Origin of the sequence: Mesorhizobium sp. L103C105A0 (assembly GCF_000502215.1) — a bacterium.
Taxonomy (GTDB): Bacteria; Pseudomonadota; Alphaproteobacteria; order Rhizobiales; family Rhizobiaceae; genus Mesorhizobium.
In genome coordinates this window covers 62302-80472 of sequence record NZ_AYXF01000008.1, presented here as the reverse complement: position 1 = coordinate 80472, position 18171 = coordinate 62302, and the positions used below count along the sequence as shown (strand labels likewise).

The following is an 18171-nucleotide window of genomic DNA, read 5'->3' as shown; positions in this document are numbered from 1 at the left end:
GCGCTCACCGTCCGTAACGCCCTTCACACAGCGGCTTGGCTATCGCCGATTGTTGTTGGCCACCTTGGCTCAGTGCCCGCCGCGCATCTTCACCACCACAGTCCTCACCGCCAGCACCAGCACAGTGATGATGATCAGGATCACCGAGAGCGCGGCGATCGCCGGGTCGATGTTGTCGCGCAGGCCCATCCACATCAGCCGCGGCAGCGTGATGGCGTTGACCGAGGTGATGAACAGGGTGACGCCGATCTCTTCCCAGGACAGCACGAAGGACAGCAGCGCGGCGGTGACGATGCCGAACTTGATGTTGGGCATGATGATGCGCGTGGCGCGTTCCCACACGCCGGCGCCAAGGCCGCGCGCGGCAAGGTCGATGCGGCGGTCGAGCTGGCTGAGCGAGACCAGGATCAGCACCGTGGCGAAAGGCACCGTCATCACCGAATGCGCCATGGCGACGCCGAGCCAGGTGTCGTAGCCGAAGAACGAGCTCATGCCCGAGATCGACGTCAGCAGGAAGTAGAGCGTGATCGCCGAGACCACCGGCGGCACCACCATCGGCAACAGCACGAAGCCGACAAGGGTGGCCGTGAAGCGCGGCTGGAACATCCAGGCGCCAAGGCTGAAGCACAGCGCCAGCACGGTGGAGATGACGCTGCTGACGATGCCGATGCGGATCGACAGCAGGATGGCGTCGAGCCAGCGCGGATCCTCGATCAGCGCGCGGTAGTGGCGCAGCGACAGTTCGCCCGTCGGCATAGCCAGCATGCGGCTTGGCGTCAGCGACACCGGGATGACCGCCAACAGCGGCAGCAGCAGGAACAGCGCCACTAGCACGGCGAGGATCAGGGAGACGGGACCGGGGCGATAGGTCGGCATCAGATCAGTTGCTTCGGTCTGACATAGCGGAACAGCAGCGCCATGAGCGCGCCGACGAACAGCACCAGCACGACGCTGATCGCCGCACCCAGTCCCCAGTCGGGACTCTGGAAGATGCGGAGATAGATCAGCTCGGCGATCATCACGCTGCGGCCGCCGCCGAGGATCGCCGGCGTGACGAAGAAGCCGAGCGAGAAGACGAACACGATCATCGCCGAACCGATGATGCCGGAGCGCGTCATCGGCACGAACACGGTCCAGAAGGTGCGCATACGGCTGGAGCCGAGCCCGCGCGCCGCGAGCAGCACGCGCTCGTCGAGGCTGCGCATGGCGGAGGCCAGCGGGAACACCGCGAAGGGAATGAGGAAATGCGTCATGCCGACGATGACGCCGAACTCGTTGCGCACCAGCGCCAGCGGCTCGGAGATGAAGCCGATCGATTGCAGCCAGGTGTTGATCAGGCCGCGGTTGGACAAAAGCGCCACCCAGCCGAAGGCGCGGGTAAGCACCGAGATCCAGAAGGGGACGAGAATGCAGAATTCAGCGATTATGCGCTGTGCCGGGCTGCCGCGCACCCACACCATGGTGATGGCGTATGCCGCCGCCACGGAAACCACGGTGACGATCAGCGCGATGCGCAGCGTGCGGATGAACACAGACTGCACCAGGGCATCGGTGGCGAGCGCGCCATACTGGCCGAGCCCCGGTGTCGGCAAGGTGACGCTCCACTTGACGACGCCGAGGAACGGCCAGGCGTAGGCCAGCACAAGGAACAGGAGCAGCGGCGCCATCAGCACCGCCGCGCCCATCCTGTCGGAGAGGGTGCCTCTCATCGAAGCTCGTGCCCGGCCTGGTCAGGCCGAGATGATCTTGGTGTATTCGTCGAGTGCTGCCCCGTAATTCTTGGCGTACCAGTCCATGTCGAGCGCGATCTGCTTCTTCATGTTTTCGGGATCGACCGGGTTGATGCGCTTCTTGTCGGCGGGGATCAGCGCATCGGCGGCCGGATTGGCCGGACCCTGTCCGAGCTTGTCGAACATCACCAGTTGCTTTTGCGGATCCTGGGCGCTGGCGATGAACTTCATCGCTGCGTCCTTGCCGCCGGGGTTGCCCTTGAGCACGGCCAGCGCGCCGGGCGAAATCAGGCCCTGATCCCAGATGAACTTGATCTTGCCGCCCGAGTCCTGCTCGATCAGCGAGGCGCGGGTCGACCACACGATCGCCATCGAGGCTTCGCCGTTGAGCAGCACGCTCTGGCTCTCGGCGCCGCCGCCCCAGTAAGCCACGACGTTTTCCTTGAAAGCGGCGATCTTGTCATGCGCTCGCTTCAGGTCGAGCGGGTAGAGCGAGGCCGGCGCGATGCCGTCTGCAAGCAGCGCTGCTTCCCAACTCGACACGCCCCATTTGTAGAGCGAGCGCTTGCCCGGAAACTTCTTCACGTCGAAGAAGTCGGCCATGCCGGTCGGCGCGTCCTTGCCGTATTTCTCGGAATCATAGGCGATGACATAGGAGAAGAAATAGGTCGACGCCGCGTATTCCCAGCCGAACCCCTCGCGCATCTTCTTCTTGTCGACGATGGCGTAGTCGATCGGCTCGAGCGCACCCTGCGCGCCGAGCGTGATGGCCGAGAACGGGTCGACGTCGACAAGGTCCCAGGTCGGCGCGCCGCTCTTGAACTGTGCGGCAATCGCGCCTTCGGTCGGGCCCGAACCGTCCATCTTGACGGTGATGCCGGTTTCCTTGGTGAAGGCCTGGCCGTAGGCGGCGTCATAAGCGGTAAGGGCATCGCCACCCCAGTTGACCAGCACCAGCTCCTTGGCCTGCGCAAAGGCACCGGTCGAGCGCAGCAGCATCGGTGTGCCGGCCAGCACGAGGGCTGCAAGCTGGGTGAATTGCCGGCGCGAAATCTCGCCGCGCACAGCCCGGGCGGTCAGCCCGTCCATGGCTTGTTTTTTGCTTTGGTTTGTCATTTTAGTTCCCCTTTTTCGTTTTGGTTCCGGTGGTTATGGCGCGCTCCAGATTCTTTGCTGGAAGACTTCGCCGTTCTCGTCGTCATCCTCCGTCCGGAAGGAGGAAACCCTTTTCCGCCGGCCATGTCAGCCAGACGGAATTGCCTTTGCTGAGTGCAGCCGCCGCGACCTCGTTCGGCACCGAGACGGTCACCTTGGCGCCCTGGCGTGTCGTCAGATCGAGTTTGGTCGCCGCACCCAGATAGGTCGAGCCGATGGCGGTGGCGGCAATGCCATTCTCGCCGGCGGCGGCTTCGCGCGTGATCGACATATGTTCGGGCCGGATCGCCAATATGGCATCGCCACGGACTTTCTCGGCCTTGCAGAGCATGTTGACCGCGCGGTCCTCGCAGAGGCCCGTCGAGCCATTGTCGGCGGGCTTGACCCCCTTCAACGGCAGCATGTTGATCTCGCCAAGGAACTCGGCGACGAAGCGGTTGTCCGGCCGGTCGTAGACCTCGTCCGGCGCTCCGACCTGCAGCAATTTTCCGTGGTTGAAGATGGCGACGCGCGACGACAGCGCCAGCGCCTCGCTCTGGTCGTGGGTGACGAAGACGAAGGTGGTGCCGGTCTCCTGATGCAGCCGCTTCATCTCGGCCTGCATCTGGCCGCGCAGGCTCTTGTCGAGCGCCGAGAACGGCTCGTCGAGGAGCAGCACGCCGGGTTCGAACACCAAAGCGCGGGCCAACGCCACGCGCTGCTGCTGGCCGCCGGAAAGCTGCGCCGGCAGTTTCGTCTCATGGCCCTTGAGGCCGACGCGCTCGATCATCTCGGCAACGCGGCGCTTGATCTCGGAAGCCGATTTCTTGCGTACCTTGAGCGGGAAGGCGATGTTGGCCTCGACCGACATATGCGGAAACAGCGCATAACCCTGGAACACCATGCCGGCGGCGCGCTGCTCTGCCGGCCGATCGGTGATGTCGAAACCGTCGCTGAAAAGCTTGCCGGCGGTCGGTTGCACGAAGCCTGCCAGGATCATCAGAAAGGTGGTCTTGCCCGAGCCGGAGGGGCCGAGCAGCGTCAAAAACTCGCCGCGGCCGATATTGAGCGTCAGGTCGTCCAGCGCCCGGAACGAGCCGAAGCTCTTGCCGATCCCGATTGCCTTGATCTCTGCGGCCCGGCCGGGTTGCTGCATCCTGCCTCTTCCTTGATCGTGGCTTGAGCGTAGGGCAGTGCGCCGGCTCACCGCAACCGAATAGTTTTCGCCTGATCGGCAAATTTGATTCACGGATGGGAGGCTAGTACGGGCTGATCCGGTTCTCCGACAGCTTCGACCTCAACCAGCCATTGAATGCTTCCAGCACCGGGTGGCTGGCCTTGGCATGTTCCGACACCAGGAAATACGAGCGCGGCGAGGGGATCGCGATGTCGAAGGGGCGCACCAGACGGCCTTCGCTGAGCGCGCGGCGGCTGGTCAGTTCGTCGCCCATTGCGATGCCTTGTCCGGCGATCGCCGCGGAGAAGACGAGGTTCATGTCCGAGAAGAAGATACCGCTTTCGGTGTCGGGGTTTTCCACCTTGGACAGCGCCAGCCAGCGCGCCCAGTCCTCGGTGTCGCCGAGATGCAGGAGATTGGCGCGCAGCACGTCGGCCGGTTTTGAAAAGCCGCCGACCTTGTTGAGCAGTGTCGGGCTGCAAAGTGGCGTGAACGAGATTTCGCACAGCAACTCCACCGAGCGGTTCGGCCAGTTGCCGACGCCGAAGGCAATGAAGGCATCGGCGTCCGGATTGCTGACATCGTCCAGCCGCCGCGGCGTCAGGATCGACAGCGCCACGTCTGGATACATCTGCCGGAACTCGCCGATGTGCGTGCACAGGAACAGAGAGGCGAAGCCCGGCGTGCAGGAAACGGCGAACGAACCGCCGACGCCCGTGCCGGCCTGGCGCGTCACCGCATCGCCGAGCACCGTCAGCGCCTTTCTCACATCGGCGGCATAGCGCTGGCCGCGCGGTGTCAGCGCCACGCCCTTGCCGATGCGCTCCAGCAGGTCGAAGCCGAGGTCGCGTTCGAGCAGCCGCAACTGATGGCTGACGGCGCTGCGGGTGAGGTGCAGTTCGTCGGCGGCGCGCCAGACGCTGCCGTGACGGGCAAAACTGTCGAGGGCGCGCAGCGCCTGTGTGGAAGGTATTCGCAAGAGGCCTCAGGTGAACCGAATTTGCATGAACCGGAAAAACATATCACTTTTTGCAATGCCGCTTCACTGCTTTCTTGGGCCGCATGGAGAAACCGGTGACGACCTCGGCGCAAGCCACCGCGCTTGCCTGTCTCGATAGCATCCAGCCGTCGCTGTCGGCGTGGACGCGCACCATTTTCGATTTCGGCGAAACAGCCTGGCGCGAATACCAGTCGGCGGCCTGGTATGTCGCGCGGCTGAAGCATGAGGGCTTTTCGGTCGAGGAAGGGTCGGCCGGCATGCCGACCGCCTTTTGCGCCCACTGGACGAACGGCCCGGGGCCGACCATCGGCATGTACGGCGAATACGACGCCGTGCCCGGCAACTGCCAGGACGCGGCAACGGTGAAGCGATCGCGGCCGGGCCTCGGCAGCGAGGCCGGCGGCCACACCGATCCGCATTCCGGGCTTGGCATTGCCGGCCTCGGCGGACTTCTCGCCACCAAGGCGGCAATGCAACGCCACGGCATCGAGGGGACGTTGCGCTTCACCGGCGAGCCGGCCGAGAAGGTCAGGGGCTCGAAGCCGATCCATGCGGCCAAGGGCTACTATGACGGCCTTGCCGGCATGATCTCCTTCCACCCCTTCTATATGCTGCCGCTCTGCAACACGGCGCGCTGGGACACGCATTGCGGCGCGGCCTACGCGATGATCTACCGTTTTGTCTGCGACGAACCCGAAAACTGGGTTCGCGCAAGCGATGGCGCGCCGATCCCGCAGGCGCATTCGGCGGTGCGGGCGCCCGGTGCCAATGACGCGCTGATGGCGATGTACATGACCTCCAAGGCGCTGCGCGATTCCATGCTGCCTCACCAGGGCGGCTGGTCGATCAGCGAGGCGATCCTCACCGCCGGGCAGGCGACCGCCGACAATCTGCCGGCGGGGCTGGCCGAGATCCAGTACATGATCCGCGTGCCGACCATTGCCATGGCAGAGCAGGTCACCGCGGTGCTCGACCGTAATGCGGCCGCGGCCGCGGCGATCAGCGGTTGTCGCTATGAGCGCCATTGGGTGTCGAAGTCGAGGCCGGGCCTGGCCAATCACGCCATGGCGGGGATTGCCTGTGAGGCGCTGTCCACCGTTGGCGCTCCGAGCTGGGACGAGGCGGCGAAAGCGATCGGTCGCGAGGTCCAGGTCAATGCCGGCGGCACCGCGACCGACAACCCTTTCATCGACGAGATGGAGCGGCTGGTTGCGCCGCAAGAGGCCGAGGCAATCCTGCGCCGCGATTTGCCTCCGTCGCAGATCAACTCGACCTCCGACGACTACACCGACATGTCGTGGCACACGCCGACCGCACGCTTCTATGTCGCCCGCCCGGCGCTGCGCTCGGCGAATGGCCATGCCTATCCATCCTGGGCGATGAACGCGCTGGGCGGTATCTCGGCCACCATCGACCCGATGGTCATTTGCGCCGCCAAGACGGTTGCGCTTGCAGCCCTCCGCCTGCTCGAGGACAAGTCCGCGCGCGATGCGGCCATGGACGAATTCGTCACCCGCACCGGCGGCGGCATTGGTGGCTCCAACTGGATCGCGCCGCTTTGCGACTATGACCCGCCGATCAATTTCCGCTGGCCGGAATATGTCACCACCGCGCGCGGACGCGATTGGTGGATTCCGAGCAGCCAATCCAATCAAGCTGCATAGTCAAATCGAGGAGAACCTTATGACCGTCCATGATCGCATCGTCGCCGAACCGTTCTCGCTGCAGCGCCGCAATCCCGCCGGCGGCACCAAGCCGCTGACATCATGGGGCTTTGCCAACGAGACCGACGTGCTGACAGACGTGTTGCTCGGCTCGCCAAACTTCCTGCGCCACCTCTCGACCAGCTCGCTGTCGCGCAAGCATTTGCGCGAAGCGCCCTGCAACGTTCAGATCGCCCAGGCGCAGCACAAGGACCTCGTCGCCGCCTATGAGCATTTCGGCGTCAACATCCACTGGCACGAGCCGACGCCGGAACTGCCGATGCAGGTCTATTCCAGAGACTCCAGCGTCATGACGCCCTACGGCGCCTTCATCACCGCCATGGCCAATTGGTGGCGGCGCGGCGAGAACTATGCCGCCATCCGCACCTATGAAAAGCTCGGCATCCCCATCTACGACATGGTCACGGCTGGCACCTTCGAAGGCGGCGACTTCAACGTCATCGAGGAGGGCGTGGTGCTGATCGGCTGCGGCGGCGCCCGCACTCAGGAAGAGGGCGCCCGCCAGGTGCAGGACTGGTTCGAAAAGGAAGGCTGGGAAACGCGCCTCGCCTTCATCGACGAATATTACGTCCATATCGACCTGATGGTGGTGCCGATCGCCGAGAAGCTCACCGCGGTGTGCCTCGCCTGCACCGAGCCCGGCATCGTCGACTGGCTGAAGGGCAAGGGCCACGAGATCATCGACGTGCCCTTCCAGGACACGATGGCGCTCGGCTGCAACTTCATGTCGCTGGGCAAGGACAGGGTCATCGCGCCGACGTCGAGCCAGTCGCTGATCGGCCAGCTCAAGGCACGCGGCTTCGAGGTTGCTGCCGTCGACATGAGCGAGATTTCCAAGACCGGCGGCGGCATTCACTGCATGGCGCAGGCGCTCAAGCGCGAGCCGGCGTAACGGCACGAATTGCCGCCGGGACCTGTGACGGACTGCTGCCAGATTTGACAAAACAGGCCTGGCAGAGGAAATTGATGCCATTAGAGGAGGGATTCTGTGAAGAAAACTTACGAAAAGCCGAGTCTGGCCAAAGCCGGCAAACTCGGATCGCTGGTCGCTTCAAACCCGTCGAAGCCCGCCCCCTGAGCGCAACCAGCCGCTGAAGGCCGAAATTCGGTCGTCCTGGTTATCGGCGACCGGATCGCGCTGTATGATTGAAGGGAGCCCGCCGGCTTTGAACGGCGGGCTTTTTGCTTTGCGCCAGAGCGCTGCCGCGTCTGCCGGCTAGTCCAATCTGCCCGAACCTGAATTGAACTTGCTCCGGGCGTTTTCCAGATGCGCCCGCATCGCTTGGCCGGCCGCTTCCGGGTCGCGGCGCTCGATCGCCTCGAACACCGCCTGGTGGCCGGCAAAACTCGTGCGGTTTCGATCTCCGTATTGGCCACGTGGATGCGCTGATTGATCAGCCATTCGACCTAGCCGTTGATTTTGAAACCAAGCCAGCTTCCCCAAAAGATCATGCCCAAACAAAGCCATAGCGCGAAGACCACATGCGCGCCGTTCCCGCCCGCCCGGCGATCAGGGAGTGGCTGGCGTGAGATGGCCGCGCTGACGACGGAACGAGATCGCCTCGTCTGGCCGGCCGGACTCGCGACGGCGTGGTCCGGCCGGAATTCCATCTGCTATGCGGGTATCAATACGGCGATGCGATGCACGCCGACCTCCTTGCTTGTATTCGTCGCTTCATCGGTCTTGCCCTTGGAGCAGGTGTACATATCACCCGTCTTGAGCTTGAATTCCTTGTCCGCTTTCTTGATCGTGAATGCACCTGAGGTAATGGTGCACACCATGTCGTTGTCCATCACGGTTTGAGGAGCATGTGCTCCGGGCTGAAACACAACGTCGATAATTGCGATGCTCTTGTAGGCGGGAATGTCTGCATTGCCGGTGCCGACCTCCACCACCCTGACACCGGGCGCAATCTCCTTGCCCTCTTTCGGGCCGTATTTCTTGATTTTTGCCGATGCCGCCAAGGGGAACAAAGGCGCTACCGCGGCGGTCGTCAGACCGAGGGCAATTGCAGACCTGCGATTCATGGTTTTCATTGCATCCTCCCGATGCTCGTCATGCATGGATATGCACGACCGGCGATATATTAGCACAAACGAATTTACTTGTATGCAAAGTGACTGTGGCGCAGGCCAGCAAGAAATGCTCCGCCGGATAATGTCGCTTCACTGTACCTTTTGCCGGAATTTCGAATGACAGGTCGAGCAATCCTGCAGGATGAGATGCAGGATATGCTCCGCCGGCAGTTTGGTCGGATCGGCTTCCTCTGGAATCGAGCGCTTGCCGAGCAGGCTGCCGCCGCCCATCGCCAGGCCGGTGCCCATGCGCATGTCATCGGTGATGACGGCCGGCGCGCTTTCGGCCTTGGCGGCCAGAGCGTCGGCGAGCGTTCCGATATGATTTGCCAGGGCCTCGAATTCCGCCCGTGACTGATCGATCTCCAGCCTGGCCTGCGAAGGCGGTCCAAGCGAGCCGCTCGGAAATTCGGCAATCAGGGCAGGGCCGGTGCGCGCGCGCAGCGTGTCCGCTGCCGCCTTGAAGGCTGCCGCGTCATAGGCTTGCCTGCGGTCGAACACGCCGGCAATGGTTTTCGCAGCCGCCGCCATCTCCTTCATCGACGCCTGCCGGGCCGCGACCATCGGTCCGCCGCCGACGGAGGCGGCCATCGTAAGGGCACAGACCAGCCACAGCAGCGCCGCTTTCACAGTCCATCTCACGGCGCCATGTCCTTGCCCCATCCATCTGTGATCAGCCAGCCGCAGCAGGGGTTCGACCTGCAGTCGGATTCTTCGGTCGTGATGCCGGTTCTCATCGGTAAATTTCCGTCGCCGGAAGTCTCCGTCTCTGAGCGGATAGACCTTCCAGCCACCGGAAGGTCAACTGATTGAGAAGGCCGATCAGCGGGCAATCAGCACAGGCTTGCAGCAAGCTGACGCAGCGTTTCCTTGACTTGGATCGCAAAAACGGGCAGCAAGGCGGGGGTGAGGGAGAGCATTCTACCGTGGCGCAGACCATGGAGTGCTCTTTTTTTCGTATCAGGCGCCGCATAATCGGTGGCTGATGGAGGGATTGGTTAACCAACTTTGTCCATCTTTTGATTCAATCGGCAACAGACGCGAAAGGTGCAGGGGGCACCAGCGAACTGTGGATGTCACGGATGCGAGGGTCGCAAGCCTGCATGCCGATTGAGAGTGGTTGTATGGCGTTTTTGCGTTTGAAAGACCGGGGCGACACTCCTGAACGGGGTTTGACTTCGAAGAGATCCGGCCAGCGCTGGGTGGTGGTGCCGGTTGTCGGCGCGGCCTTGGCGCTGTGGTCGGTGGCAACCATGGCCGGCCTCTATTCGCTCGGTACCTCGCTCACCGCAGCCTCCAACAGCCTTCCGCACAGTCTGCTTCTGCCGAACGCAGCACTTGCCGATTCGCGCCGCAGCCTCGCCAATTCGTGGGCGCCGCGGCTTTCGGCGCAAAAATCACAGGCCTCGCTGCTCAGCCAATGCGACGCCGGCTGCGCGCATGCCGCCGCGAACTTCGCGCATGACGGCAAGATGGCGCGGCTGAAGCCGGCCGCGCACGCTGTGGCCCCGAGCAGTGTCGCCTCAAACATTGCGCCAAACACCAGCGTCGCTCTCGCCACTTCGCGCGGCATGCGCTTCGACGGCGTGGTGGCCAAGGCAGAGCTGTCGCCGCAAAAGCTGGCTGCCGCCTTCGCCAAGGCCTCGAATGCGCCCTTCATGCTTGCCAGCCTTCCGGTCGCTGCCCGTTTCGCCGAAGTCCGGCTGCCCGATCAGCATGGCCCGGCCTCGGAACGCTTTGGGCCGGAAGTGGCTGAGATCGAACGCTCGTCGCGCCTGGCGCTGGCGCTGGCCAACAGCTTGCCGGAAGACGCTGACATGCTGGCCCCGCCGGCGGCCGTTGCAGCAATCGCCGGTGCGCAGGATCCTGGGCAGGCCGAGGTTCAGGTCGCTTCGCTGCCGCCGCAGGACGATCTGCCCGACAACATTGCGTTGCCGGGTTGGCGTCCACGCGCCGAAACCGCTCAGCCTGCCGAGGCTCGGCAAGCCAGCAAACCCAGGGCAGCCAAGCCACAGACCGACAGGACGGCCGAGAGCCCCGCACCCCAGTCGCCGGGCAATTCGTCGCCGCGCTCGCCACGCAGTACTTCGGAGGTTGCCGCACTGCCTGGCGTGCCAGAAAGCCAGAGCATCCAATCAAGCCGGATCAAGCCTGGCAAACGGTCGAAGACAGAGGCCGGCGAGATGCTGGCCTATGCCAAGCCGGACGTCCCGGCGGGCGGTGTCGGTCGCGCCTTCAAGGATCTGTTCGCCACGCCCGGAATGGGCGGCGGCGTCGCCGTGTACGATATCTCGGCCAAGACCGTCTATATGCCGGACGGCTCGCGGCTGGAGGCCCATTCGGGGCTGGGTTCGATGGTCGACCAGCCGCGCTTCGTGCACAAGAAGAATGTCGGCCCGACGCCGCCCAACACCTATGATCTGCGTCTTCGAGAATCCCGCTTCCATGGCGTCGAGGCGCTCCGTCTCACTCCCGTCAGCGGCGGCAACAAGTACGGTCGCGACGGCCTGCTCGCCCACACCTACATGCTGCGCGGCGGCCGTGCGGAGTCCAATGGCTGCGTCGTCTTCAAGGACTACGCCCGCTTCCTTGCCGCCTACAAGAAAGGCAAGATCAAGCGCCTCGTCGTCGTGCCGCGCCTGACCAAGCCGCTGACGCGGGTCGCTCAGGAAGGCCGGGGAGCGTAAGGCAGTAGGCAGTAGGCAGTAGGCAGTAGGCAGTAGGCAGTAGGCAGTAGGCAGTAGGCAGTAGGCAGTAGGCAGTAGGCAGTAGGGCCCAGGAGCGTCCATCGCCTGTTCCTTGTTTTTCTGCCCCTATTGCCTATTCCCCACTGCCTATTCCCTTTTGACCCCCAGGCAGATTATGACTGACCCCTGCGGGTCGGCTTCACCACGAGGACATCATGACAATACGCGCTGTCGTTTGGGGCGAGAACATCCATGAGCGGACCAATGAGGTGGTCGCAGCCCTCTATCCCGAGGGCATGCACACGACCATCGCCAAGGCGCTGAATGCCGACGAGGCGATCTCCGCCTCGACCGCCACGCTCGAACAGCCCGAGCATGGCCTGCCCGAGGCGCGCTTGGCCGAGACCGACGTGCTGGTCTGGTGGGGCCACAAGGACCATGGCGCCGTCGCCGACGAGATCGTCGAGCGCGTCGCCCGCCGGGTCTTTGAAGGCATGGGGCTGATCGTTCTCCATTCCGGCCATTTCTCGAAAATCTTCAAGCGGCTGATGGGCACGCCCTGCACGCTGAAATGGCGCGAGGCGGGCGAGCGCGAGCGGCTCTGGGCGACCAGTCCCAGCCATCCGATCGCCGAAGGCGTCGGCGAATATTTCGAGCTCGAGAATGAAGAAATGTATGGCGAGCAGTTCGCCGTGCCCGAACCGCTGGAGACCGTCTTCATCTCCTGGTTCCAGGGCGGCGAGGTGTTCCGTTCTGGGCTGACCTATCGCCGCGGCGCCGGCAATGTCTTCTACTTCCGCCCGGGCCACGAGACCTATCCGACCTATCACGACGCCAATGTGCACAAGGTGCTGCGCAATGCGGTTAAGTGGGCGCACAATCCGCAGGGCACCAAGTCGGCGATCCTTGAGGCGCCGAACGTGCCGGTCGAAAAGGCGCTGGAGCCGATCGTCGAGCGCGGCGGCAAGCTGCACGTTTCGGGCGAGGCCGGCTACCGCTAAAGCAAAGTCCAGGAAAAAAGGCGTAGCGGCTTTCCGCATGGGTTTCCTAGACCGTATCTGCGCCATATGATTGAATCGAACCAATTCGCTCGGAGTGCAGAGAATGCGGCTTTTGATACTGGGTACAGGCTGGATGGCGCAGGAGCATGCCCGCCGTTTCGGCGGCATCGACGGCGTCGAGATCGTCGGTGCTGTCGACGTCGATGAAAAGCGCGTGGGCGAATTCGCCGACGGGTTCAAGATACCGAAGCGATTCACATCGCTGGAAGACGCGCTGGCGTGGGGCGAATTCGATGCGGTCGCCAACGTCACGCCGGACCGCATTCACCACCCGACCACCATGGCGTTGATCGCGGCCGGCAAGCCGGTGCTGTGCGAAAAGCCGCTGGCCGAAGACTTCGGCAAGGCAAGCGAGATGGCCAACGCGGCTGAGGCGGCCGGCATCGTCAACATGGTCAACCTCACCTATCGCAATGTCGCTGCCTTGCAGAAGGCGCGACAGATGGTGCTGGCCGGCGAGATCGGCACCGTCCGCCACGTCGAATCCTCCTATCTGCAGAGCTGGCTGGTGTCGAAATTCTGGGGCGACTGGCGCACCGACCCGAAATGGCTGTGGCGGCTGTCGCGCGACCACGGCTCCAACGGCGTGCTCGGCGATGTCGGCATCCACATCCTCGATTTCGCCAGCTATGGCGCCGCACTCGACGTCGACCACGTGTTTTGCCGGCTGCGCACCTTCGACAAGGCGCCAGGCAACCGTATCGGCGAATACGACCTCGACGCCAATGACAGCTTCGCCATGACGCTGGATTTCTCCAACGGCGCCTTTGGCGTCGTTCACGCCAGCCGCTGGGCGACCGGCCACATCAACGAATTGCGCCTGCGCATCTATGGCGACAAGGGCGGCATCGAAGTCGTGCACAATCTCGAGGGTTCGGAACTGAAGGCGTGTGTCGGCGAGGATATCGAGAACGCCAAATGGCACGTGCTCGACGCCGGCACGGTGCCGACCAATTACCAGCGCTTCGTCGATGCGGTTCGCAGCGGCGTGCAGGCCGAGCCTTCATTCCACCATGCCGCCGAACTGCAGAAGGTGCTGGATCTGGCCATGGTTTCGGAACAGAAGCGGACGGAACTGAGGGCCAGCGCCGATACGCAGTGATGTGAAGGGGAGGAAGAAACAATGGTCACGCGCCGCGCGCAATGTCTCTGCGGCCAGCTTTCAGCCGTCTGTTCGGGCGAGCCGGTGCGCATCTCGGTCTGCCATTGCCTCGACTGCAAGCGCCGCACCGGCAGCGCCTTCAGCTACAATGTCCGGTTTGCGCAAGCTGATGTATCGATCGAGGGGCGGGCGAAGCAGTTCACGCGCACCGGCGACGAGGGCGGCCGCGTCATCTACAATTTCTGCCCGGAGTGCGGCGCCGCCGTCCACTATCGCATCGACACGCAGCCCGGTGTGATCGCCATTCCCGTCGGCGCCTTCGCCGACCCGTCGTTCCCGCCGCCATTTCAGTCTTTTTACCACGAAAGCCGGCGCTGTGAGTGGGTCGAGATCAATGCCGAGCCGCTGGCGACGTTCGACTGAAGGCCGCTTTTTGGATACCCGGAACCGTCCGCACGCTCCGCGCCTTCAAGAGGGCATCGCCCCTGATTGCCATTGCCGGGCCGTTAGCCATCGCGCTCGGCTGCCCCATGAATAGGCATAAGTCAAGACGAATCCGGCTTGCGGCCCGATTGCTGACATGCTTACCTGACGGCATGTGTTCAATGGGGGTATATGGATGGCTAAGGAATCTTCGAATTCCGCTTCTTCAGAAAAGAAGGCGGACGTAAATCTGATAGGTAACACAGAAGGAAACGGGCTGAACTTCATGGGAGTTCAGGCTCGCGAAAACGGAACCGCCGGCGACGCCGTCGGTGTCGACAAGATCCGTGACCTGCTGTTCGGCAACCAGATGCAGGACTATGACCGCCGTTTTTCCAAGCTTGAAGAACGGGTGTTGCAGCGCTTCAAGGATGTCGAGTCCGAGGCCAAGCGCAATCTCGAAATGTACGAGTCGAATGCAAAGAAGCAGATCGATTCGCTTGCAGGGCAATTACGGAGCGAAAAAGATTCACGAGCCGATGCCGACAAAGAGATCGACCGGAATCTTCGCGAGCAAAACCAGGCTCTTGAAAAGCAGGTGCGCACGTTGTCGGATCAGTTGAGCGCGCTCGAGCGCGACGTTTCGGACCGGATAAATCGAAACGATCATTTGCTGCGTGAGGAAATCAAGCAGAAGAATGAAGGCGTTCAGATGCTGATCGAGAAGATGTTTGCCGACCTCAGCAACGTCAAGACCGACCGAAATCTTTTGGCTGGCCTGTTTGTCGAGGTTGCAAAGTGTCTCAATCAGGATCCCGTCGGGAGCAAGAGCAACTCGGACCGTAGCTGGAAAGTGAGTTGATGGGACCTTGACGTCCACCGTCGACCCATTCAACCTTCCGCAAAGAACAGCCTCGAACGATACAGAGATTGATCGCGAGGCTCTGGCTCGTCTTTTGATCGAAATTGCCCGGAACGTTGATCCGGACTACCGTGCGCAGTTCGAGGCGGTTCCAACCGCCGATCCGCGCATGGAAACGCTGCGGCAGTTGCTGGTCAGCCGCGAAATCTCCGAGCTTTCACGCGTCACGCATCTGCTCGACGAACCCGAGCAGCTTGCGGCGGCCGTGGGCGACGTTCTTCCCAGTGCTGCCGGACGAGCGCCTTACGCGCAACTCGGCGAGGCGCTTGCGCCAGCTGTCGAACGGGCTGTGCAACGGTCGATCCAGAAGAGCCCGCGCACGCTGACGGACATATTGTACCCGGTGTTTCTGCCGGCAATTCGCAAGTCGATCGGCGAAAAGATCGACCAGACCTTTCAGTCGCTGAATGAAACTCTAAGGCACATATTCACCTGGCACGGGCTCAAGTGGAGACTTGAAGCCTGGAGAACAGGGGCAAGCTTCTCCGCAGTTGTTCTGAAGCATTCCCTTGTCTACCGTGTGGAACATGCCTTTCTCATTCATCGGAATTCCGGCCTTTTGATAGCGCATGTAACTGCCGACAATGCGACGAGCGAAGATCCTCAGCTCATTTCTTCGATGCTCAGTGCGATTCAGGATTTTGTAAAAGACTCATTTAACGAGAAAGAGCAGAGCGGCCTGGACACAATCCGTTTCGGCGAGCTTCGTCTCTGGTCGGAAGTTGGACCGTTTGCGACACTGGTTTCGGTGATCCGGGGAAATCCGCCGGAGGAATTGCATGAAATCGTTCGCGATGTGTTGCTTCGCATCCATGAGCAATCCTCAGAGGCTTTAGAGCAGTTCGACGGCGACGGTTCGCAGCTGGCCAGCGTAGAGGCGCAGTTGCAGACCTGCGTCGAGCTCAAGCAAGAGGAATCAAACGACGGATTTCCGTGGCTGGTGGCGGCCGTTGCCCTGTTGCTCTTGAGTCTGGCAGGCGGTTGGTACTTTCTTTCCTGGCAATCAGCGCAGCGCTGGCAGGCTTACGTGTCGCGCTGGCAGGCTTACGTGTCGCGAGTGGAGGCCCAGCCGGGCATCATCGTTGCCGAACAGCAGGTACGCGATGGCCAGTTCTATATTGCCGGCCTGAGGGACCCGCTTGCCGTCGACCCGCAGTCGCTGTTGTCAGGCACGGGAGTCGATCCGGCCGGGGTTCATTCGCAATGGCAATTCTATCAGAGCCTTGAGCCGGAGTTCGTGCTGAAGCGGCTGACGGCGTCGCTGGCTCCGCCGGATTCAGTGCGATTTTCGATCGTCGATGGTCGCGTCGTCGCCGAGGGTGAGGCTCCCGACACCTGGATCAGCCGGGCGCGCGCGGCGGCCCAGCAGCTTTCGGCAGGCGGGCCGGTCTTCGACATCTCGGGGGTTCGTGACGTAAGCCCCGAAGTGCACGCGGCGCAGCGCTGGCAGGCTTATGTGTCGCGACTGGAGACCCAGCCGGGCATCATCGTTGCAGACCAAAAGATACGCGACGGCCAATTCTATATCGCCGGCCTGCGAGACCCGCTTGGCGCCGATCCGCAATCGCTGTTGTCGGGAACAGAGGTCGATCCCGCCCGGGTTCATGCGCAGTGGCAATTCTATCAGAGTCTTGAGCCGGAGTTCGTGTTGAAGCGGCTGACGGCGTCGCTGTATCCGCCGGATACAGTACGACTTTCGATTGTCGATGATCGCATCGTTGCCGAGGGCGAGGCTCCCGACACCTGGATAGATCGGGCGCGCGCGGCGGCCCGGCAGCTTTCGGCAGGCGGACCCGAATTCGACATCTCCAAGGTTCGTGACGTGAGCCCCGAAGCGCGCGCGGCGGAGCACTGGCAGTATTATGTGTCGCGACTTGAGGCCCAACCGGGAATCATCGTCGCCCAACAAAGCGCGAGGGGCGGACATTTCTACATTTCCGGCTTGAGAGACCCGCTTGCCGCCGACCCGCAAGCCCTGCTGTCCGGAACGGACGTTGATCCTGCCCGCGTTCATGCACAGTGGCAATTCTATCAGAGCCTTGATCCGAAGTTTGTGGTGAAGCGGCTGACCGCGGCGCTGTCCCCGCCGAAAACCGTTCAGCTCTCGATCATCCAGGGTCGCATCGTGGCCGTGGGTGAGGCTCCTGCCGGCTGGATCAACCGGGCACGGGCCGCCGCTGAACAACTTTCGGCGGACGGCGTGGTTCTGGATGTCTCGCAGCTGCGTGAACTGAACCTTGCAGAACTTAATCATTTGAGGCAGGCCATCCAGACGACCGATATTTTCTTCTCTTCCGGCAAAGTTGTGCCGGGACCGGAGCAGACGCCGGTTCTCGACAGGTTGGCGGACCAAATAAAGGAATTCGCCCAGAGTGCCCGCAATTCCGGCGTAACGGCGCGGTTCATGTTGACCGGGCATTCGGACACCACAGGCCGTGAGACGGCCAACGCGTCGATCAGCGCCGCCCGCGCCGAGACAGTTCGTGCGCTTCTCAACAAGCGGGGCGTCGCTCCCGAATTGCTGCTGGTTCGGGGCGCGGGCACTTTTGAGCCGGCTGTACCTGAAAACAGTCTAACCGGTAGCTCCACCAATCGCCGGGTTTCGATTACGGTAAACCTGGACTAGCGGAGCCCAACATGTTGCAAAAAAAGATCTGCATGCTGGGCGGTTTCGCCGTCGGAAAGACGAGTCTGGTCCGCAGGTTTGTGCAGAGCATCTTCTCAGAAACCTACTTGACCACCGTCGGAGTGAAAATCGACAAGAAAAGCGTCGCGCTCCCGGACAAAACCGTGGATCTGATTTTGTGGGATTTGGCCGGCGAAGACGATATCGGCTCATTCCGCGTCAGCTATGTTCGCGGTGCAACCGGGCTCGTGCTTGTCGTCGATGGAACCCGCGCCGCTACTCTTGCCGTGGCACTCACGCTGCGCGAACGGGTCGAGGCCGAATTCGGCGCCATGCCGTTCGTATTGCTGTTCAACAAGTCCGATCTGGCCGATCGGTGGGCGATATCGGATGGTGAGATCAACGAGTTGAGGCAACGTGGATGGCAAATCTATCTAACAAGTGCGCTTTCGGGCGAGCAGGTCGATGACGCCTTTCGTCAACTTGCCTTGATGGTCACCAAATAGACC

The 18171-nt window shown here is 62.5% G+C and carries 17 protein-coding genes; 9 read left to right on the top strand and 8 right to left on the bottom strand.

The features are described 5' to 3' along the window. Positions 1 to 69: 69 nt before the first annotated feature. From X727_RS143770 to X727_RS143790, 5 genes are all read right to left on the bottom strand, one after another. Complete coding sequence (locus tag X727_RS143770; protein ID WP_023684771.1) at positions 70 to 876, bottom strand: ABC transporter permease; 807 nt, start codon at positions 874 to 876, stop codon at positions 70 to 72. After that, a complete protein-coding gene (locus X727_RS143775) occupies positions 876 to 1709 on the bottom strand; it encodes an ABC transporter permease (protein WP_023670301.1) in 834 nt (277 codons plus the stop codon). The genes X727_RS143770 and X727_RS143775 overlap by 1 nt, the downstream gene beginning before the upstream one ends. Before the next feature lie 21 nt (positions 1710 to 1730). After that, a complete protein-coding gene (locus X727_RS143780) occupies positions 1731 to 2846 on the bottom strand; it encodes an ABC transporter substrate-binding protein (RefSeq protein ID WP_023689052.1) in 1116 nt (371 codons plus the stop codon). Between the two features lie 82 nt (positions 2847 to 2928). Then, complete coding sequence (locus X727_RS143785) at positions 2929 to 4020, bottom strand: ABC transporter ATP-binding protein (protein WP_023693915.1); 1092 nt, start codon at positions 4018 to 4020, stop codon at positions 2929 to 2931. A gap of 103 nt (positions 4021 to 4123) precedes the next feature. Beyond that, positions 4124 to 5020 carry a LysR substrate-binding domain-containing protein gene (locus X727_RS143790; protein ID WP_023705214.1) on the bottom strand — a complete coding sequence of 299 codons (897 nt, stop codon included), beginning with the start codon at positions 5018 to 5020 and terminating at the stop codon, positions 4124 to 4126. Between the two features lie 83 nt (positions 5021 to 5103). On the opposite strand from X727_RS143790, the gene X727_RS143795 reads away from it, so the two are divergent. Next, the gene (locus X727_RS143795; RefSeq protein WP_031198082.1) at positions 5104 to 6705 is read left to right on the top strand and encodes a peptidase M20; all 1602 of its coding nucleotides are present in this window, start codon (positions 5104 to 5106) and stop codon (positions 6703 to 6705) included. A gap of 19 nt (positions 6706 to 6724) precedes the next feature. Continuing rightward, positions 6725 to 7657: a dimethylarginine dimethylaminohydrolase family protein gene (locus tag X727_RS143800; protein ID WP_023693913.1), complete on the top strand. Its 933-nt coding sequence runs from the start codon at positions 6725 to 6727 to the stop codon at positions 7655 to 7657. Positions 7658 to 7981: 324 nt separating this feature from the next. Here X727_RS143800 and X727_RS143805 read toward each other — a convergent pair whose 3' ends face one another. The 3 genes from X727_RS143805 to X727_RS08695 form a co-directional block, all read right to left on the bottom strand. Beyond that, positions 7982 to 8167 (bottom strand): FCD domain-containing protein, encoded by a 186-nt coding sequence (locus X727_RS143805; RefSeq protein WP_023834744.1) that lies wholly within the window; start codon positions 8165 to 8167, stop codon positions 7982 to 7984. 212 nt (positions 8168 to 8379) lie between these two features. Next, the gene (locus tag X727_RS143810; protein ID WP_023670308.1) at positions 8380 to 8802 is read right to left on the bottom strand and encodes a hypothetical protein; all 423 of its coding nucleotides are present in this window, start codon (positions 8800 to 8802) and stop codon (positions 8380 to 8382) included. Positions 8803 to 8931: 129 nt separating this feature from the next. Next, positions 8932 to 9483, bottom strand: coding sequence for a cytochrome c (locus X727_RS08695; RefSeq protein WP_031204506.1), 552 nt, complete (start codon positions 9481 to 9483; stop codon positions 8932 to 8934). A gap of 530 nt (positions 9484 to 10013) precedes the next feature. Here X727_RS08695 and X727_RS143815 point away from each other — a divergent pair. The 7 genes from X727_RS143815 to X727_RS143845 all read left to right on the top strand — a co-directional run bounded on the left by X727_RS143815 (position 10014) and on the right by X727_RS143845 (position 18168). Further along, a complete protein-coding gene (locus tag X727_RS143815) occupies positions 10014 to 11528 on the top strand; it encodes a DUF2778 domain-containing protein (RefSeq protein ID WP_023834742.1) in 1515 nt (504 codons plus the stop codon). A 215-nt stretch (positions 11529 to 11743) separates the two neighbouring features. Then, entirely contained in the window at positions 11744 to 12529 is a 786-nt protein-coding gene (locus X727_RS143820; RefSeq protein WP_023738662.1) for a ThuA domain-containing protein, read from the top strand. 103 nt (positions 12530 to 12632) lie between these two features. Beyond that, entirely contained in the window at positions 12633 to 13691 is a 1059-nt protein-coding gene (locus tag X727_RS143825; RefSeq protein ID WP_023695537.1) for a Gfo/Idh/MocA family oxidoreductase, read from the top strand. 21 nt (positions 13692 to 13712) lie between these two features. Further along, positions 13713 to 14114 (top strand): GFA family protein, encoded by a 402-nt coding sequence (locus X727_RS143830; protein WP_023670313.1) that lies wholly within the window; start codon positions 13713 to 13715, stop codon positions 14112 to 14114. A 196-nt stretch (positions 14115 to 14310) separates the two neighbouring features. After that, a complete protein-coding gene (locus X727_RS143835) occupies positions 14311 to 14976 on the top strand; it encodes a hypothetical protein (protein ID WP_023670314.1) in 666 nt (221 codons plus the stop codon). Positions 14977 to 14983: 7 nt separating this feature from the next. Further along, positions 14984 to 17662, top strand: coding sequence for an OmpA family protein (locus X727_RS143840; protein WP_031204504.1), 2679 nt, complete (start codon positions 14984 to 14986; stop codon positions 17660 to 17662). An 11-nt stretch (positions 17663 to 17673) separates the two neighbouring features. Then, a complete protein-coding gene (locus X727_RS143845; protein WP_023670316.1) occupies positions 17674 to 18168 on the top strand; it encodes a Rab family GTPase in 495 nt (164 codons plus the stop codon). Positions 18169 to 18171 lie beyond the last annotated feature (3 nt).